Genomic DNA, 15,873 nt, shown 5'->3' with positions numbered 1-15,873 from the left:
GTTCACTTCTGCGGAACCCCGTCCGCGATCTCGTAATAATCGCCCTTGTCGGCGGTGAAGATATGCTTCTCCAGCCGCAGCCCCGTCGGCCCATCGATCGCCCCCAGGGCAAAGCTCATCGTGTCCTCGTCATGCGCCTTCCAGAACAGGAACGCTCCGCAGGTCCCGCAGAACCCGCGCTTGGCTGAAGGCGTCGCCTCGTACCACGTCACCGCGCCCGTGATCTTCAGATCCGCCTCCGGCACATAGGCCGAGGACCACACGTGGCCCGATTGCTTGCGGCACTGGCCACAGTGACAGGCCGACACCCCCTGCGGCGCGCCCGTCACCCTGAAAGTGACGTTGCCGCACAGACAGCTTCCCTCAAGCATTCTCATCTCCTCTCGATCTTCCAAAGCGCATCCGCCCGAAGGCCCTCAGCCTTGATCATCTCACGCCCTCCCCGGCGTCGAGGCCGCCCCCAGCAGCACGCCGTAAACCACGAAACACGCCGCAAGCCCGCGCCGCAGCCACACGTTGAACACCGCGCCCAGCGCCGCCCGACCCAACCCCGCGCCCAGCGCGGTGTAGCCCATGTAGCTCAGCGCGGTCAGGCTCAGCGCCGTAGGAAAGATCACCCACATCTGGCTCCAGATCGGCACGCCCGGTTGCACGAACTGGCTGAACGCCGCCAGGTATCCCGCCACGCTCTTGGGGTTGATCGTCGCGATGGCAAAGGCCCGCCAGTAGATGCTGCGCCCGTCTGGCGCGGCCACCACGACGCGACCCCGCGCCATGATCCAGCCGCGGATCCCGAGGTAAATCAAAAACCCCGCGCCAATGAATTTCGCCACCTGAAATGCCTCGGGCGAGGTTGCGATCAGCGCCGTCACGCCCGCCGCCGACAAGGTCAGGAACAGCGCCGCCTGCGTCAGAATCGCCGCCACCCCCCACAGGCTGCGGCGGAACCCGACCGTCATGCCGTTGGTGATGCAGTTCACGGCATTGGGCCCGGGCGTGGTCACGAACACCACCCAGAACAACGCGAAGATGGTCCATCCCTCCAGGCTCACCCCCGCCTCCTCAATATACCGGCGGCGCGATCACCCAGATCGCGACGCATGGTTCGTCATAAGGATTGGACCACGCATAGGTCTCGTGCCGGATCCGGAAACTGTCGCCCGGCCCCACGCTGAAAGACCGCCCGCCGATGCTCAGGTCCAGCCGACCGGACACGACATATCCCACCTCCTGCGTCGGCCGCGTGGCCGGGCGCTGCATCTTCGATCCGGGCCGGAACGTGGAATGGATCACTTCGAAATCGTCACTCAGGTCGGGCGACAATAGCTCCTCGATCAGCCCTTCCTCGCTCGATCCCATCTGCCGCCGAGATACCTTGCGCACGACGATGCCCTGCTCTTCCGCCGGGGCACTGGCATGGGCAAAGAGAAACGACATCGGCACGCCGAACCTTTCGGCCATCTGGCGCAGATCCGAAATCGACGGCTCGGACAAGTCTCGCTCTACTTGGCTCAGCCAGCCCACCGACCGGCCCAGCGCCTGCGCCATGTCACTCAGCGTCAGTCCCCGCGCCTTCCGCAAAGCCCGCAAATCGGCCCCAAGGCTGCGCATCGCGGATACCTGGCTCTGTTCCAAAGCGCACTCTTTCGTGAAATTCTTCGTTCAATTTTCACGCTGCGCGAGTTGCGTGAAAAAATCAATGAAAATTTCACGCCACCCGTCGGTCGACGTTCAAAGTCGCCCGAACACCGATGCGAGGATGCGGCCCAATCCGTCGGCATCCGCCGCGTCGAACGCCGCCGGCTGATCGCTGTCGATATCCAGCACCGCCAGCAGCCGCCCCTGCCCGTCCCGCACCGGCAGGACGATCTCCGACCGGGTGGAACTGGCACAGGCAATATGCCCGTCGAAACTGTCGACATCATCGACCAACTGCACCTCGCCCGTCCGCGCCGCCGCCCCGCAGACGCCCCGCGAAAATGGGATCTGCAAACACCCATGCCCGCCCTGGTAGGGGCCGATCTTCAACAGGTCGGGCGCAGTCACCCGGTAGAACCCGGTCCAGTCGAACCGGTCGTCGGCATGGTGCAACTCGCACACCACCGTCGCCATCAGCGCCACTTCGTCACTCTCACCTTCGGTCAACGCCCCGATGGTCTTGGACAACGCGTCGTAATCCGCACGCATATCTCACCTCCCGCGCCAAGAGTTTTCAGAAAAATTCTTGGCAAATCTTTTCCGAAAAAGATTTGCGCCTCAGCCCCGCTCGATCGCGATGGCCGTGCCCTCGCCCCCGCCGATGCAAATCGCCGCAACACCGCGCTTCAGATCTCTTTTTTCCAGCGCATTCAACAACGTCACCATGATCCGCGCCCCGCTTGCCCCGATGGGGTGACCCAGCGCACAGGCCCCGCCATGCACATTCACCTTCTCACGTGGCAGGCCCATTTCGTGCATGAAGGCCATCGGCACCACGGCAAACGCCTCGTTCACTTCCCACAGGTCCACCTCGTCCTTCGTCCAGCCGATCCGCTCCAGCAGCTTCTGCGCCGCCGGCACCGGGGCCGTGGTAAACCATCCAGGCGCCTGCGCGTGGCTGGCATGGCCCAGGATCCGCGCCCGGACCTTCAGCCCCTGCGCCTCCGCCGCCTCGCGCGAGGCCAGCACCAGCGCCGCCGCCCCGTCGCTGATCGAGCTCGAATTGGCCGCCGTCACCGTCCCGCCGTCGCGGAACGCAGGCTTCAGCTGGGGAATCTTTTCGGGCCGCGCCTTGCCGGGCTGCTCGTCCACCTCGATCACCACCGTGCCCTTGCGCGTCTCCAGCGTCACCGGCGCGATCTCGCCCGCGAACGCACCGCTCTTCTGGGCCTCCAGCGCCCCTTCTAGCGACCCGATGGCATACGCATCCTGCGCCTCGCGGGTGAACTGGTATTTCTCGGCGCAATCCTCGGCAAACGTGCCCATCAGCCGCCCCTTGTCATAGGCGTCTTCCAGCCCGTCGAGGAACATGTGGTCGATCACCTGCCCATGCCCGATCCGCGCCCCGCCGCGCATCTTGGGCAGCAGGTAGGGCGCGTTCGACATGCTCTCCATGCCGCCCGTCACCATCGTGTCGGTTTGGCCCAGCGCGATCTGGTCGAACCCGATCATCGCCGCCTTCATGCCCGAGCCGCACATCTTGTTCAGCGTGGTCGCCGGCACGTCCTCGCCCAGCCCCGCCTTGAACCCCGCCTGCCGCGCTGGGGCCTGCCCCTGCCCGGCGGGAAGAACACAGCCCATCAACAGCTCGCCCACGGTCGCGGCACCTGCATCCTTCAGCGCCGCGGAAATTGCAGCGCCGCCCAGGACACTGGCCTCGACCCCGTCGAAATCCCCCTGGAATCCGCCCATGGGCGTTCGGGCCGCACCCGCGATCACAACCTCTTTCATGCCGACTGTCCTTTCATCCTTGGGTACCGCTCCGAAAAAGCTCTCGGGGCCAAACGGTTTGGTAAGGAATTGCGCCTAGTCTGCGCGCATCTTTCCCGTGTCCGGAGGCTTCATGCAACTCACCTGCGCCACTCACAACAACATCGAGGTTATCACGGTCGAAGACAACCGCATCGACGCGGCCTCGGCGATCCGGTTCAAGGATGAAATGCGCACCCTGACGGATGATGGCGCGGATCACGTGGTGCTTGACCTATCCGGCGTCGCCTTCGTCGATTCCAGCGGCCTTGGCGCCATCATCGCCTCGATGAAACAAATGGGCGATGGGCGACGGCTGGACCTTGCCGGGCTGACCCCGGACGTCGCCAAGGTATTTCGCCTGACGCGGATGGATTCGATCTTCGTGATCCACAAGGACATGGCAGCGGCGCTCCAGCGCGCGGCGGGCTGACGCGGCACAGTGGCCGCCACCGCCCCTTCGCAATCCGCTCCGCTCGCCGCGCTCTCGTCCACCGCGACGGAACTTGACGTGCGCGACATGGTCGAGGCGCTTGACACGGCCCTCACCGATGCCGGGATTGATGGGGACCTGCGCGGCTCGATCACCCTCGCAGTCAGCGAGGCGCTCAACAACGTTACCGAACACGGCTATGCCGGCCGCGCCCCCGGCGAGGTGCACATGGTCGTCGGTCTGCTGGCCGACCGCGTGCTGGTCACGCTGTCCGATTCGGGCCGCGGCATGCCCGGCGACGCGCTACCCCCGGGCCTCCTGCCAGACAGTTCAGGCGCCCGCGCGGACCTTCCGGAAGGGGGCTTCGGGTGGTTTCTCATTCACAAGCTGTGCCTTGACCTTTCCCACACCCGCCACGCGGGTCGCAATACGCTGCGTATGACCTTTCCTCGCTACTTGGCGCCGGAAAAATCCTGACGTCACCGAATTGCCCCAATCCCATCGCAGAGCCGCCCCAATGGATCGGCACAAACGATCCCGTAGCTGCATATGGCTTCCCTCGGCGCCGCGTTTTACAGCCCCCACCCAGTGCGCGGCGTCGAGGTTCTCTTCCTCCTGATTGGCATTTCCTGACACACCCCGTAAGGTGCCGAAAAACCACCAATCACCGGAGCTACCATGCGCGATTTCCAACGCCCCGGCCGCTCGGCCGTTCTGGCCACCAACGGCATGTGCGCCACGTCGCACCCCCTGGCCGCACAGGCCGCGATCGACATCCTGAAACGCGGCGGAAACGCCATGGACGCGGCCATCGCCGGTGCCGTCCTGCTGGGGATCTGCGAGCCGCAGATGACCGGGATCGGCGGCGACTGCTTCGTTCTGTTCACGAAACCCGGCAGCGATGACATTCATGCGCTCAACGGCTCCGGCCGCGCCCCCGCCGGCGCCAGCGCCGCCGACCTGCGCGCCCGCGGCCTGGAAACGGTGCCCCTGCACGGAGCCGAGGCGGTCACGATTCCCGGCGCCGTCGACGCCTTCTGCCACTTGTCCGACACCCACGGCAAGCTGGGTCTCGATGCGCTGCTCGCCCCCGCCATCCACTATGCCGACAACGGCGTGCCAGTCGCCCCGCGCGTCGCCAGTGACTGGCCCAGTGCCGGCGAATGCCTGCAGGGTCACGCGCTCACACATTTTTCGAACGGCGGCAAACCCCTGAAACAAGGCGAGATCTTCCGTTGCCCCGGCCAGGCCGAGGTGCTGCGCCGCGTCGCCCGCGACGGGCGCGACGCGTTCTACAAGGGCGAAGTGGCCGACGACATGGTGGCGGCCCTCAATGCAATGGGCGGCGTTCACACGGCGGACGATTTCGCTGCCACCGCCTGCACGCCGACGGACCCGATCAGCGGCAGCTATGCCGGCATCGACCTGGTCGAGCATCCGCCCAACGGCCAGGGCGCCACGGCGATCCTTCTGCTCAACATCCTTGCGCAGTTCGACATCGCGGCGATGGATCCTTTCGGCGCCCACCGCGCCCATATCGAGGCCGAGGCGACCAAGCTGGCTTACGACGCCCGCAATCGCATCATGGCCGACAGCGATCACATCGCGCGGCTCGATCACATGCTGTCAATGGACACCGCCAAGGCGCTCGCCGCGCTGATCGACCCGAAAAAGGCCATGCCATCCGCGACAACGCTCAGTGAGGCCGTGCACCGCGACACGATCTACATCACCGTGGTCGACAGCGACCGCATGGCCGTGTCGCTGATCTATTCCATCTTCCACGGCTTCGGCTCCGGCATCGCGTCGGAAAAGTTCGGCATCCTGCTGCAAAACCGCGGTGCCGGCTTCACGCTCGAAGAGGGCCACGCGAACGAGATGAACGGCGGCAAACGCCCCATGCACACGATCATCCCCGGCATGCTGCGCGACAATGGCCGCGTCACCATGCCTTTCGGCGTCATGGGCGGCGCGTACCAGGCCAACGGCCACGCGCGTTTCGTGTCGAACCTGCGCGATTTCGGCTTCTCCCCGCAGGAGGCGATCGACGGCCCCCGCTGCTTCCCCGACGCGGGCGAACTGCGGGTAGAGACGGGGTATTCCCCCGACGTGCATCAGGCGCTGGCCGACCTGGGCCACAACGTCGTCGAACCCGACGAGGCCATCGGCGGCGCGCAGGCGATCGAGATCAAGGAAAGCGGCGTGCTCGAAGGCGGCTCCGACCCGCGCAAGGACGGCTGCGCGCTGGGATATTGATGCCCCGACGGGCCCGGGGCGCGGCACCGCGCCCCTCGGGCTCAGTTCAGTTGGAAGTGAAGCGGGTACTGCCCATCCTCGAACGGGCCGAACAGGTCCGGAATATCCGGATGCCCCACCGGCTCACCCGAATAATCCGCGATCAGGTTCTGTTCGCTGACATAGGCCACGTAATAGGTCTGATCGTTCTCCGCCAGAAGGTGATAAAACGGCTGATCCTTCACCGGGCGGCTCTCCTCGGGAATCGAGTCGTACCACTCCTCGGTATTGGCGAACTCCGGGTCCACATCGAAAATCACACCGCGAAACGGATGTTTGCGGTGTTTCACGATTTGACCAAGGTGATATTTTGCACGCGTCTTCAACATTCATCTAGCCCCTACCGTCACACTCTACTGCGTTCAACCGAGTTTTGTCCAATCTGAGGGGCCTTTTTCTCGGGAAACAGTCTGTGAACGCTGGCCCGACAGTTCGTGCCGCGCCTTCACGCCAAAGCGTGAAATCCGCCATTCCCAAGGCTCGATTTTTTCGTTAAGCTTAAAAGAAAAACAAACATAGCGAGAGGCAGATGAGCAGACGTCTTCGCACGATCATTGGAATGGTGGCCTTGGCCACTCTGAACGCCTGTGGTGGCGGCCCCAGCGGCCCGCCGCCCGACAATCTGGAAAATGCCTGTGCCATCGTGGCGCAGAAACCGCACTACCTGCGGGCCTTTAAGGCGACCGAACGTCGCTGGGGCGTGCCCGTGCCGGTGCAGATGGCCACGATCTACCAGGAAAGCAAGTTCGACGGCGAGGCGCGCACGCCCTTCCGCTGGACGCTCGGGGTGATTCCCATGGGCCGCCAAAGTTCCGCCTACGGCTACAGCCAAGCGCTGGACGGCACGTGGGAGGAGTATCTGAACGACGGCAACCGCGCCGCGCGGCGTAACGATATCCGCGACGCGACCGACTTCATGGGCTGGTACATGGCGCAGTCGAACCAGCGCCTGGGCATTCCCATGCACGACGCGCGCAACCACTACCTCGCCTATCACGAAGGGCGCACCGGCTTTAGCCGCGGCAGCTACAACGCCAAACCCTGGCTGTTGCGCGTGTCTGGCGAAGTGGGCCAGCGCGCCATCGTCTACGATCAACAATTGCGGGCCTGCGGGCGGCGCTAAGCCGCCCCGCCTCGCCCGGCTTACCTGTCGATCCGCTTGAACTTGTCCTTGCCGGGAATGACGAACCTGTCATTGCCCAGCTGCATACCCGTGGTCAGATCGCCCAGCACCACGGTGGTCTTGCTGCCACCGCTGTCGTTGATCACCCATTGACGCAATTCGACCGGGTTGCCGGTGAACACCAGCTCTATATTGCCGTATTCCGGATGCGCGGGGTCCTGTGCGCGTACCGTGGTCGTCTTGCCGTCGCTGCTATGGCCGGTGACCATGCGCGCGCGGCCGAAATCCACGTTGCGCTGCAGGATGATCTTCAGCGGCGTGCGATCCAGCGGATAGGCCTCGCCCCCGGTATTCGACTTGGGGTCCATGATGCCAACCGTGTCGCCATCGGCCACCACCAGCGTCTGCTCCGGCGGATTGTATTCGAACCGCACGCGCCCGGGCCGCTTGATATAGATCTGCCCGGTGCTGATCGTGCCATCGTCGTTGATCTGGGTGAACTCGCCCGTCGCCGAACTGAAACTGTTCAGGTATTGCGAAATCTCGTTCAGCGACAGCTTTTGGGCCATCGCCGGCGTGGCCAGCAGCATACTCAAAGCCAAGGCAACCATGCGCATGAGGGGAAACCTCTCCTTAATTCATCGTCTTCGCAAGATAGGCACACCCGCGCTGTTATGCGATAGCAATCGGCGCAATTGCGCGTGAGCCCTCTCTTCTCCGGCCTCAACGCTTCAGAACGGGAAAAGGTTTACCGCCGCGAACAGCGCCCCGGCGCTCGCCGCGAACGCCACCACCATCAGCACCCCGTCCCGCACCGTAATCGCCAGCCCCAGAAGGGCGATGGCCGAAAACGGGATCAGCGCCGCGAAGGGCACCACTTCCAGCGGCGGGATCATCAGGCACAGGCTCACCACCACGCAGGCGGCGGCGATCTGCGCCGGCTGCCCGGTCAGCGCCTCCAGCCGGTGCCCGAAATACCGGTCCATCCACTGCGCCACGGGACGCGCCTTGCCGACCGAGCGGGTGACTTTCTCATCTTCCACTGCCCGGTTGCCGATCCTGTCCGGGATCCAGAAACTCTGCCGTCCCAGCAGGATCTGCACGGCAATCAGGATCACGAGAATGGCAAACAGGGTCGGCACACCCGGGATCCCGCCCAGCGGCGACGCGCCCAGCAGCGCGATGACAAAAATGATCGGCCCGAAACCGCGCCCGCCAATCGCATCGACCACGTCCCTGACCGAGACGCTGTCTTCGCCTTCGGCCAGCCGGTCGATCTCATCCAGAAGTGTCTCGGCGTCCCCGGCCATTCACCTGTCCCTCGCGCGTTGTGGTTCGGTACCACGCCAACGCGACAGTCAGGAAAACGTTTCCCGGGGACCAGTGCCGGAACTTACTGCTCCGGCACCAGGATCTCGCGCTTGCCCACGTGGTTGGCGGCACTCACGACACCCTCATCTTCCATCTGCTCGACCAGCCGCGCGGCCTTGTTATAGCCGATGGCCAGCTTGCGCTGGATATAAGACGTGCTGCATTTCCGGTCGGTAATGGCAATCTGAACGGCCTGGTCGTACAGCGCGTCCTCGCCATCGGTATTCCCGCCCGTCGACAGACCCAGAACCGCATCGATCTTGTCGGCCTTGTCGTCCTCGGGGCCGTCCTGCACGCCCCCCACATAGACCGGCGGGCCAAAGGCCTTCAGGTGGTTCACCACCTCTTCGACCTCCTCGTCGCTCACGAAGGGGCCGTGACTGCGGGTAATCTTGCCGCCGCCCGCCATGTACAGCATGTCACCCATGCCCAGAAGCTGCTCGGCCCCCATCTCGCCAAGGATCGTGCGGCTGTCGATCTTGCTGGTCACCTGAAAGCTGATCCGGGTGGGGAAGTTGGCCTTGATCGTGCCGGTGATCACGTCCACGGACGGGCGCTGCGTGGCCATGATCAGGTGGATCCCGCTCGCCCGCGCCATTTGCGCCAGGCGCTGGATGCAAGCCTCGATCTCCTTGCCGGCGACCATCATCAGGTCGGCCATCTCGTCGACGATGACCACGATGAACGGCATCTTCTCGGGCGCGAATTCCTCGGTCTCGAACACCGGCTCGCCCGTGTCGTCGTCGAACCCGGTTTGCACCGTCCGGCTGAACATCTCGCCCTTGGCCAGCGCATCGGCCACGCGACTGTTGTAACCGTCGATGTTGCGCACGCCCATCTTAGACATCTTGCGATAGCGGTCTTCCATTTCCGCCACGACCCACTTCAATGCCACCACGGCCTTCTTCGGGTCGGTCACCACCGGGCTCAGCAGGTGCGGAATCCCGTCATAGACGCTCAGTTCCAGCATCTTGGGGTCGATCATCACAAGGCGCAGATCCTCGGGCGTCAGCTTGTAAAGCAGGCTGAGGATCATCGTGTTGATCGCCACCGACTTGCCTGAACCCGTCGTCCCCGCGATCAGCAGGTGAGGCATCTTTGCCAGGTTCGCCACCATCGGGTCGCCGCCGATATCCTTGCCCAGCGCCAGCGGCAGCTTCTGGTTGCCGTCGCCATAGTCGCGGCTCGACAGGATCTCGCGGAAACTGACCATCTCGCGGTTGTCGTTGGGCAGTTCGATCCCGATCACCGACCGTCCCGGCACCGTGCTGACCCGCGCAGACAGGGCCGACATCGACCGCGCGATATCGTCGGACAGGCCGATCACGCGGCTGGCCTTCAGGCCCGGCGCAGGCTCCAGCTCGTACATCGTCACCACGGGGCCGGGGCGCACGCTGACGATCTCGCCCTTCACGCCATAGTCATCCAGTACAGTCTCCAGCATCCGGGCGTTTTCCTCCAACGCCTCGTCGCTCAGGTGATGGCGCTGGATGTTGACCGGATTGGTCAAGAGGCTCAACGGCGGCAACTCGTACTCGACCTGCGGCTTTTCCTCGAATTGCAGCTTGGGCTGCGCCTCGGCCTGCGCCCGGGTGGACGGTTGCGGCGCACGACGCGGCGGGTGCTGCACGACCTTCTTCGGCTCGGCCGCGGGCATTTCCGCGGGTGTTGCGGCGCGCGAGTAAACCGGAACCTCCGGCTCTGCCTCGTAAGCGTCATAGGCGCCGTAGCCGTCGTCGATCACCTCGTCCTCGGGCATGGCTTCGACCATCTCCTGCATCGGCGCATGGGTCGGCGCGACGCCCGGCACAGCTCGTCCGGCAGTCAGCGGCGGCTCAGCCCGCACCGTGTTTTGCGGCGCGGTGTTCAGGATCAGCGGGTCCGGCCCACGGCCACGGCCACGGGTCAGCGGCGCCACCGACTCGACCTGCACGGCGGGGTTCTGGCGCACCCGGCTCTTGATCACGTCGGCGATCTTGGCGGTGACCCGGTCGCCACTGGGGGCAGGCATATCGGGCATTTCCGACGCCTCGATCAGTTCCGGCTCGGGCTCACGCTCGGGCCGGCGCATCAGCGACGGCATCCGCGACAGCAGTCCGCCGGTCTTTTCCGGCGCGGGGCTCATGTCATATTCCGGCGCTTGGCTCGCAACAGGCGCGGCATAAGCCTGCCGCGCGGCACTCGCGACCATCGCCGGCTCGGCCCGGTGCACGCGCGGCTCGGGCACAGCCGCCTCGGCCCGGGCTATCTCGTCGGCCTCGGCACGGTCCTGCATCCGGCGATCCCGGCGCTCTGCGGCCTTGGCCTGCGCCGTCTTCGCGGCCCCTGCGGCGATCCCGCCACCACGGGCCACCAAGCCGCGCAGCGTGGCATAGGTCATGATCGTGCCCACCACCAGGAACCGTGCGATCTGCGACAGCTCCAGACGGCTGAACCCCAGGATGAACGCGCCCAGCGTCACCATCCCCACGGCCAGCAGCAGCGACAACAGCTTCAGCCCGAAGGTCGCGCTGATCGGCAGGAATCCCAGCACGGTACCCAGCGCCATCTCCCCGAACAGCCCGCCATAGCCAAAGCTGTGCGAGGCCGACCATGCCGCGCTCGGCTCCAGCGACGAGGCATACATCGCCAGAAGCGCGATCCAGATCGGCGCATAGATCAAACGGCCAATCGCCCGGTCCTGACCGCGGTGCAGGGCGAAACGCACACCCCACGCCCCAAGGACGACGGCAAGGCCCCACGCCCCCCATCCCACGATCATGAACAGCGGCGCGGCAATCGATGCGCCCATGCGGCCCAGCATGTTCTGCACCGGCGCGTCCGTCGCGGCCATCCAGCTGGGGTCGTCGGGGTTGTAGGATGCGATCATCATCGCGGCGGCAAATCCCAGTGCCAGCAGGGCCAGTCCCAGAAGTTCCTTGCCTCGCTTCTCGATCGCTTCCGCCATCGAGCTGTCCAACAGCGGGTCACGTCCGCGCGTCTGATATGCCATGTTGCCTCTTCCTCGTTAATTATAAAGACAGTCACGCAGCTGCGTCAGGCCGCGTGCCACCTCCTTCTTTGGGGTCACCATCGCGACCCTTATGTATTCTTTGCCGGGGTTCAGCCCGCCGGCCTCCTGCGCCAGATACGCACCGGGCAGCACCCGCACGCCTGTCTCTTTCCACAGCTTCAGCGCCGCCGCCTCGCCATCCTCAACCGGCAGCCACAGGAAAAACCCCGCCTCAGGGCCCTGGTAACCCGGAACGCCGTCAAAGATTTCGTCGGCCAGCGCAAATTTCTCCTGGTAAAGCCTGCGGTTCACGTCCACGTGCTTTTCATCCGCCCAGACCTTGGCCGCCGCGTGCTGTAGCGGCATCGGCAGCGGCGTGCCCGCGTAAGAGCGTAACTGCCGGATCCGCTTCATGCTCTGCGGCCCCGCCGCCACGAAACCCGACCGCAACCCGGCCAGGTTCGACCGCTTCGACAGGCTGTGAAACGCCACCACCCGCTCGGGGTCTGCGCCCATGTCCTTCGCGACTTCCAGCGCGCCCACTGGCGGCGTCTCGCGGTAGATTTCCGAATAGCATTCGTCGGCAAAGACCTTGAAATCGTGCTTTTCCGCCAGCCCGATCAGCGTTTTCCAGTAATCCGCGTCCGCCACCGCGCCCTGCGGGTTCGACGGCGAGCACAAATAAGCCACCGTCACCCGGTCCAGCACATCGTCGGGCAGGCTGGCGAAATCCGGCAGGAACCCGGTCTCGCGCATCGCGGGCAGGAACATCGGCTCCGCCCCTACGCTCAGCGCCGCCACCATGTAAACCTGGTAGAACGGGTTCGGCAGCAGAACGATCGGCTGCTTGCCGTTCTTCGTCTCGGGGCACAGCGTCATCATCGCGTTGTACAGCCCCTCGCGCGTCCCGTTCAACGCCATAACGTGCCGGTCCGGGCTCAGCTCCACGCCATAGCGCCGCGAAACCCAGTCACAGAACGCCGAGTTCAGCGCCGGAATACCCTCGTTCACCGGGTACTTGCGGAACTCGCCTGCGTGCTTCTCGATCACGTCCATGATCCACGCCGGAAAATCGTGCTGCGGTTCGCCGATGGTCATGTGAATCACATCACCGCCGGGCTCGTGCACGTCCAACAGGCTCCGCAAACGCGGAAACGCATATTCCGGAAGGTTCGAAAACCGCTCGGGAAACATCAACACTGCCTCTAGGTTACGGGATCGTTGTCGCCCCGTTTGAAGCAAATCTACAAAAGCCCCCGCGTTGCGTCCAGCAAAACCAACCGGGGTCGCGGGGATTGTGGCATTTTTGGCAAGAGGTTAGCGGATACCTCTAAAGTAGGCCAAGTGTTGTGGCCGTCCGGCATCACCTAGACAAGATTTTGCGTCCAGTGATGATTTTGCCTGTTCAGGCCAACGCCGTCTCGGCGGCCTTGGCGACACGCAGAATCCGCTCTTCCCCGAAGGCTTCGCCGCACATCATGAGCCCGCAACCGGGGGTGCCCGTGGGCAGGTTGACAGCGGCCAGACCCATCAGGTTGCCCACCCGCGTGTTGCGCAGCGCCAGCAGATTTTCGGTCACGTAATAGTCGTCGTCGGTCATCAGCCGGTCCACCTCGGGCGGCAGGTTCGGCGCTGTCGGCATCAGCACCGCGTCATAGGGTTTCATCCGTTCCGCCCACTGGATTCGCCGCGCCGCCAGCAGGTTCCACCCCGCCACGTAGTCACAGGCCCGGAATTTCTTGCCGGATTCGAACCGCTCGCGAATGGGCTTGAACATCTTGTCCGGGTTGGCCGAGATCACGTCGCCCCAGATGCCGTAAGCCTCCGACGTGAACAGGATCGCCGACAGCGGCATCGCCTGCTCAGCCTCCGGCGACTCCACCTCCTCGATCCGCGCCCCCGCGGCTTTCAATCGCTCCAACGCACTGAAATAGGCATCGCGCGGTGCGTCCCGGATGTCCTCGAACACCACCGACTGCAACGCAGCGAACCGCATCCCCTCCAGCGACACGTCCTCCAGGTCCGCCGCCTGTCCACCTTCAAGCGCGGCCAGCATCAGCGCGCAATCTTCCACGCTGCGGCCCAGCGGCCCGACCGTGTCGAACTTCGCGCAAAGCGGCACGACCCCGTCCAGCGACACGCGCCCCGACGTGGTCTTCAATCCCACAAGGTCGTTCCACGCAGACGGGATACGCACCGATCCGCCCGTGTCCGACCCGATGCCGCAGGCCGCCAGCCCATGCGCCACGCTCGCCGCCGCACCCGAGGACGATCCCCCCGGCACCAGCTTCGGATCGTGCACATTTGGCGGCGTCGCCGTCATCGGGTTCAGCCCCAGCCCCGAAAACGCCAACTCGCTCATATGCGTCTTGCCTAGGCACACCAGCCCCGCAGCGGTCGCGTTGCGCAGCACTTCCGCGTCCCGCTCCGGCACCCGACCCTGCAACAGGCGCGTGCCCGCCTCCGTCGCCGTCCCCGCGCTGTCGAACAAATCCTTCCAGCTGATCGGCACGCCATCCAAGGGCCCCAGCCGCCGCCCGGCCCGCGCCCGCGCCTCCGCCGCCTGCGCCTCCGCCCGCGCGCGTTCATGGGTGACCACGGAATAGATCTCGTTTCGCGCAGGATGCGCGTCGATTGCCGCCAGATACGCCTCGGTCAGCGCCACCGGCCCGATCTCGCCCGCCGCGATCCCGCGCCCCAGCTCCGCCGCGCTCATTTTCAGCCACTCGCTCATACCGGGTCCTCCACGCCTCGCTGCAAAGATCGCCCGCATAATGCAGATGACCCCGCGCAACGCAAGCCCGCCTGACAATTGATGCCGCCACACATGGACAATCCGGCCCGCGCCGACATATTGAACCGCATGGACCATGACAGCGATATCCTAATTGTCGGTGGCGGCCTCACCGGGCCTGCGCTGGCACTGGCCGCCGCACAGGCTGGCCTGACCGTCACCGTCATCGACACCCTGCCCAAGACCGTGCGCGAGGATGCCGCCTTCGACGGTCGCGCCTATGCCCTGGCGCTGGCCTCGGTGCGCCTGCTCACCAATATCGGCATCTGGGACCGCGTCGCCGACAACGCTCAGCCCATGCTGGAAATCAAGGTCTCCGACGGCCGCGCCGGCGAAGGGGCCGCGCCATTCTTCCTGCATTTCGACCATGCCGAGATCGAGGAAGGCCCGATGGGCCACATGCTCGAGGACCGCTACCTGCGCCGCGCCTTTCTCGAGGCGATGCAGGACGAGGACCGGATCGCCCAAGTCACCGACACCGTCACCGCGCAAGAGTTCACGCAGTCCGGCGTCACCCTCACGCTCGCGTCCGGCAAGACCCTCGCGGGCCGTATCGTCGTCGGGTCCGACGGGCGCGCCTCGGGCACCGCCCAGCGCGCCGGGATCGCCCGCACCGGCTGGAATTACGGTCAGACCGCGCTGGTGGCCGCCATCGAACACGAGCTGCCCCATAACGGCATCGCGCACCAGTTCTTCATGCCCCCCGGTCCGCTGGCCATCCTGCCCCTGCCCGGCAACGTCAGCTCCATCGTCTGGTCCGAGACCGAGGCGACCGCCGCCCGCTTCGCCGCGCTGGATGATGCCCAATTCATGGAGGTCCTGCGCCCCCGCTTCGGCGATTTCCTCGGTGACATCGCCCTGCGCGGCAAGCGCTTCACCTACCCGCTGAACCTGACGCTGGCCAATGCCTTCGTGGCCGAGCGGCTCGCTCTCATCGGCGATGCCGCCCACGGCATGCATCCCATCGCCGGCCAGGGCCTCAACGCCGGGCTGCGCGACGTGGGCGCGCTGGCCCAGGTCCTGACCGACGCCACCCGCCGGGGCGAGGATTTCGCCGCATCAGACGTGCTCGCCCGCTATCAGCAGTGGCGCCGATTCGATACCGCGACGCTGGCGGTGACAACCGACCTCACCAACCGGCTCTTTTCCAACGACAACCCCCTCCTGCGCGCCGCGCGCGACCTCGGCATGGGCGCCCTTTCGGCCATGCCGACGCTGCGCCGCACATTCATCCGCGAGGCCGCCGGCCTGACCGGCGACCTGCCCGAGTTGATGAAGGGCTGAAAGCCGCGCGAGCGGCAGACCGCGGGCTGGCGTCCCCACGGTTGTTCATCGCGCTTTATGGCAGCCAAATCCGCGGCACTTTTGACCGACGCGCCTGCGGAACCCAATCGCCAGCCCGGGGGGCGGTCTGGCGA

At 65.3% G+C, this 15,873-nt stretch carries 16 protein-coding genes; 5 read left to right on the top strand and 11 right to left on the bottom strand.

Features of this window, described 5'->3' with window-relative positions:
* Nucleotides 1-2: 2 nt before the first annotated feature.
* The 5 genes from RBB18_RS20425 to RBB18_RS20405 form a co-directional block, all read right to left on the bottom strand.
* The gene (locus RBB18_RS20425; RefSeq protein ID WP_306110707.1) at nucleotides 3-371 is read right to left on the bottom strand and encodes a GFA family protein; all 369 of its coding nucleotides are present in this window, start codon (nucleotides 369-371) and stop codon (nucleotides 3-5) included.
* A gap of 60 nt (nucleotides 372-431) precedes the next feature.
* Nucleotides 432-1,052 (bottom strand): LysE family translocator, encoded by a 621-nt coding sequence (locus tag RBB18_RS20420; protein ID WP_306110708.1) that lies wholly within the window; start codon nucleotides 1,050-1,052, stop codon nucleotides 432-434.
* 10 nt (nucleotides 1,053-1,062) lie between these two features.
* Nucleotides 1,063-1,611, bottom strand: coding sequence for a helix-turn-helix domain-containing protein (locus RBB18_RS20415; RefSeq protein ID WP_274594543.1), 549 nt, complete (start codon nucleotides 1,609-1,611; stop codon nucleotides 1,063-1,065).
* Nucleotides 1,612-1,731: 120 nt separating this feature from the next.
* On the bottom strand, nucleotides 1,732-2,187 hold the full coding sequence (locus RBB18_RS20410; protein WP_274594529.1) for a GAF domain-containing protein: 456 nt from the start codon (nucleotides 2,185-2,187) through the stop codon (nucleotides 1,732-1,734).
* A gap of 69 nt (nucleotides 2,188-2,256) precedes the next feature.
* Nucleotides 2,257-3,429, bottom strand: a complete 1,173-nt coding sequence (locus tag RBB18_RS20405) for an acetyl-CoA C-acyltransferase (protein ID WP_103762969.1) — start codon at nucleotides 3,427-3,429, stop codon at nucleotides 2,257-2,259.
* A 112-nt stretch (nucleotides 3,430-3,541) separates the two neighbouring features.
* Here RBB18_RS20405 and RBB18_RS20400 point away from each other — a divergent pair, with 112 nt between their 5' ends.
* From RBB18_RS20400 to RBB18_RS20390, 3 genes are all read left to right on the top strand, one after another.
* Nucleotides 3,542-3,880, top strand: coding sequence for an STAS domain-containing protein (locus tag RBB18_RS20400; RefSeq protein WP_306110709.1), 339 nt, complete (start codon nucleotides 3,542-3,544; stop codon nucleotides 3,878-3,880).
* 9 nt (nucleotides 3,881-3,889) lie between these two features.
* Complete coding sequence (locus RBB18_RS20395; protein WP_306110710.1) at nucleotides 3,890-4,357, top strand: ATP-binding protein; 468 nt, start codon at nucleotides 3,890-3,892, stop codon at nucleotides 4,355-4,357.
* A 201-nt stretch (nucleotides 4,358-4,558) separates the two neighbouring features.
* Entirely contained in the window at nucleotides 4,559-6,136 is a 1,578-nt protein-coding gene (locus tag RBB18_RS20390; RefSeq protein ID WP_306110711.1) for a gamma-glutamyltransferase family protein, read from the top strand.
* A gap of 41 nt (nucleotides 6,137-6,177) precedes the next feature.
* Here RBB18_RS20390 and hspQ read toward each other — a convergent pair whose 3' ends face one another.
* Nucleotides 6,178-6,504 carry a heat shock protein HspQ gene (gene hspQ / locus RBB18_RS20385; RefSeq protein WP_103762965.1) on the bottom strand — a complete coding sequence of 109 codons (327 nt, stop codon included), beginning with the start codon at nucleotides 6,502-6,504 and terminating at the stop codon, nucleotides 6,178-6,180.
* Nucleotides 6,505-6,704: 200 nt separating this feature from the next.
* On the opposite strand from hspQ, the gene RBB18_RS20380 reads away from it, so the two are divergent.
* The gene (locus RBB18_RS20380; RefSeq protein ID WP_103762964.1) at nucleotides 6,705-7,298 is read left to right on the top strand and encodes a lytic transglycosylase; all 594 of its coding nucleotides are present in this window, start codon (nucleotides 6,705-6,707) and stop codon (nucleotides 7,296-7,298) included.
* Between the two features lie 20 nt (nucleotides 7,299-7,318).
* Here the strand turns inward: RBB18_RS20380 and RBB18_RS20375 are convergent, their stop codons facing one another.
* From RBB18_RS20375 to RBB18_RS20355, 5 genes are all read right to left on the bottom strand, one after another.
* A complete protein-coding gene (locus RBB18_RS20375) occupies nucleotides 7,319-7,915 on the bottom strand; it encodes an outer membrane lipoprotein carrier protein LolA (protein WP_274594527.1) in 597 nt (198 codons plus the stop codon).
* Between the two features lie 114 nt (nucleotides 7,916-8,029).
* Complete coding sequence (locus RBB18_RS20370) at nucleotides 8,030-8,608, bottom strand: exopolysaccharide biosynthesis protein (RefSeq protein WP_274594526.1); 579 nt, start codon at nucleotides 8,606-8,608, stop codon at nucleotides 8,030-8,032.
* An 83-nt stretch (nucleotides 8,609-8,691) separates the two neighbouring features.
* Nucleotides 8,692-11,661, bottom strand: a complete 2,970-nt coding sequence (locus tag RBB18_RS20365; RefSeq protein ID WP_306110712.1) for a DNA translocase FtsK — start codon at nucleotides 11,659-11,661, stop codon at nucleotides 8,692-8,694.
* A 15-nt stretch (nucleotides 11,662-11,676) separates the two neighbouring features.
* Nucleotides 11,677-12,855 carry an aminotransferase class I/II-fold pyridoxal phosphate-dependent enzyme gene (locus tag RBB18_RS20360; RefSeq protein WP_306110713.1) on the bottom strand — a complete coding sequence of 393 codons (1,179 nt, stop codon included), beginning with the start codon at nucleotides 12,853-12,855 and terminating at the stop codon, nucleotides 11,677-11,679.
* A 211-nt stretch (nucleotides 12,856-13,066) separates the two neighbouring features.
* The gene (locus RBB18_RS20355; protein WP_306110714.1) at nucleotides 13,067-14,395 is read right to left on the bottom strand and encodes an amidase; all 1,329 of its coding nucleotides are present in this window, start codon (nucleotides 14,393-14,395) and stop codon (nucleotides 13,067-13,069) included.
* Nucleotides 14,396-14,488: 93 nt separating this feature from the next.
* Here RBB18_RS20355 and RBB18_RS20350 point away from each other — a divergent pair, with 93 nt between their 5' ends.
* A complete protein-coding gene (locus tag RBB18_RS20350; protein WP_306110715.1) occupies nucleotides 14,489-15,739 on the top strand; it encodes an FAD-dependent monooxygenase in 1,251 nt (416 codons plus the stop codon).
* Nucleotides 15,740-15,873 lie beyond the last annotated feature (134 nt).

It is taken from the genome of Roseovarius sp. MMSF_3298, from assembly GCF_030733705.1.
GTDB lineage: Bacteria > Pseudomonadota > Alphaproteobacteria > Rhodobacterales > Rhodobacteraceae > Roseovarius > Roseovarius confluentis.
This window is presented reverse-complemented; position numbering and strand designations above follow the sequence as displayed.

Coding starts and splice junctions, on each gene's coding strand:
- RBB18_RS20425 (WP_306110707.1), bottom strand. CDS start 371: ATGCTTGAGGGAAGCTGTCTGTGCGGCAACGTCACTTTCAGGGTGACG.
- RBB18_RS20415 (WP_274594543.1), bottom strand. CDS start 1,611: ATGCGCAGCCTTGGGGCCGATTTGCGGGCTTTGCGGAAGGCGCGGGGA.
- RBB18_RS20410 (WP_274594529.1), bottom strand. CDS start 2,187: ATGCGTGCGGATTACGACGCGTTGTCCAAGACCATCGGGGCGTTGACC.
- RBB18_RS20405 (WP_103762969.1), bottom strand. CDS start 3,429: ATGAAAGAGGTTGTGATCGCGGGTGCGGCCCGAACGCCCATGGGCGGA.
- RBB18_RS20400 (WP_306110709.1), top strand. CDS start 3,542: ATGCAACTCACCTGCGCCACTCACAACAACATCGAGGTTATCACGGTC.
- RBB18_RS20390 (WP_306110711.1), top strand. CDS start 4,559: ATGCGCGATTTCCAACGCCCCGGCCGCTCGGCCGTTCTGGCCACCAAC.
- hspQ (WP_103762965.1), bottom strand. CDS start 6,504: ATGTTGAAGACGCGTGCAAAATATCACCTTGGTCAAATCGTGAAACAC.
- RBB18_RS20380 (WP_103762964.1), top strand. CDS start 6,705: ATGAGCAGACGTCTTCGCACGATCATTGGAATGGTGGCCTTGGCCACT.
- RBB18_RS20375 (WP_274594527.1), bottom strand. CDS start 7,915: ATGCGCATGGTTGCCTTGGCTTTGAGTATGCTGCTGGCCACGCCGGCG.
- RBB18_RS20370 (WP_274594526.1), bottom strand. CDS start 8,608: ATGGCCGGGGACGCCGAGACACTTCTGGATGAGATCGACCGGCTGGCC.
- RBB18_RS20365 (WP_306110712.1), bottom strand. CDS start 11,661: ATGGCATATCAGACGCGCGGACGTGACCCGCTGTTGGACAGCTCGATG.
- RBB18_RS20360 (WP_306110713.1), bottom strand. CDS start 12,855: ATGTTTCCCGAGCGGTTTTCGAACCTTCCGGAATATGCGTTTCCGCGT.
- RBB18_RS20355 (WP_306110714.1), bottom strand. CDS start 14,395: ATGAGCGAGTGGCTGAAAATGAGCGCGGCGGAGCTGGGGCGCGGGATC.
- RBB18_RS20350 (WP_306110715.1), top strand. CDS start 14,489: ATGGACAATCCGGCCCGCGCCGACATATTGAACCGCATGGACCATGAC.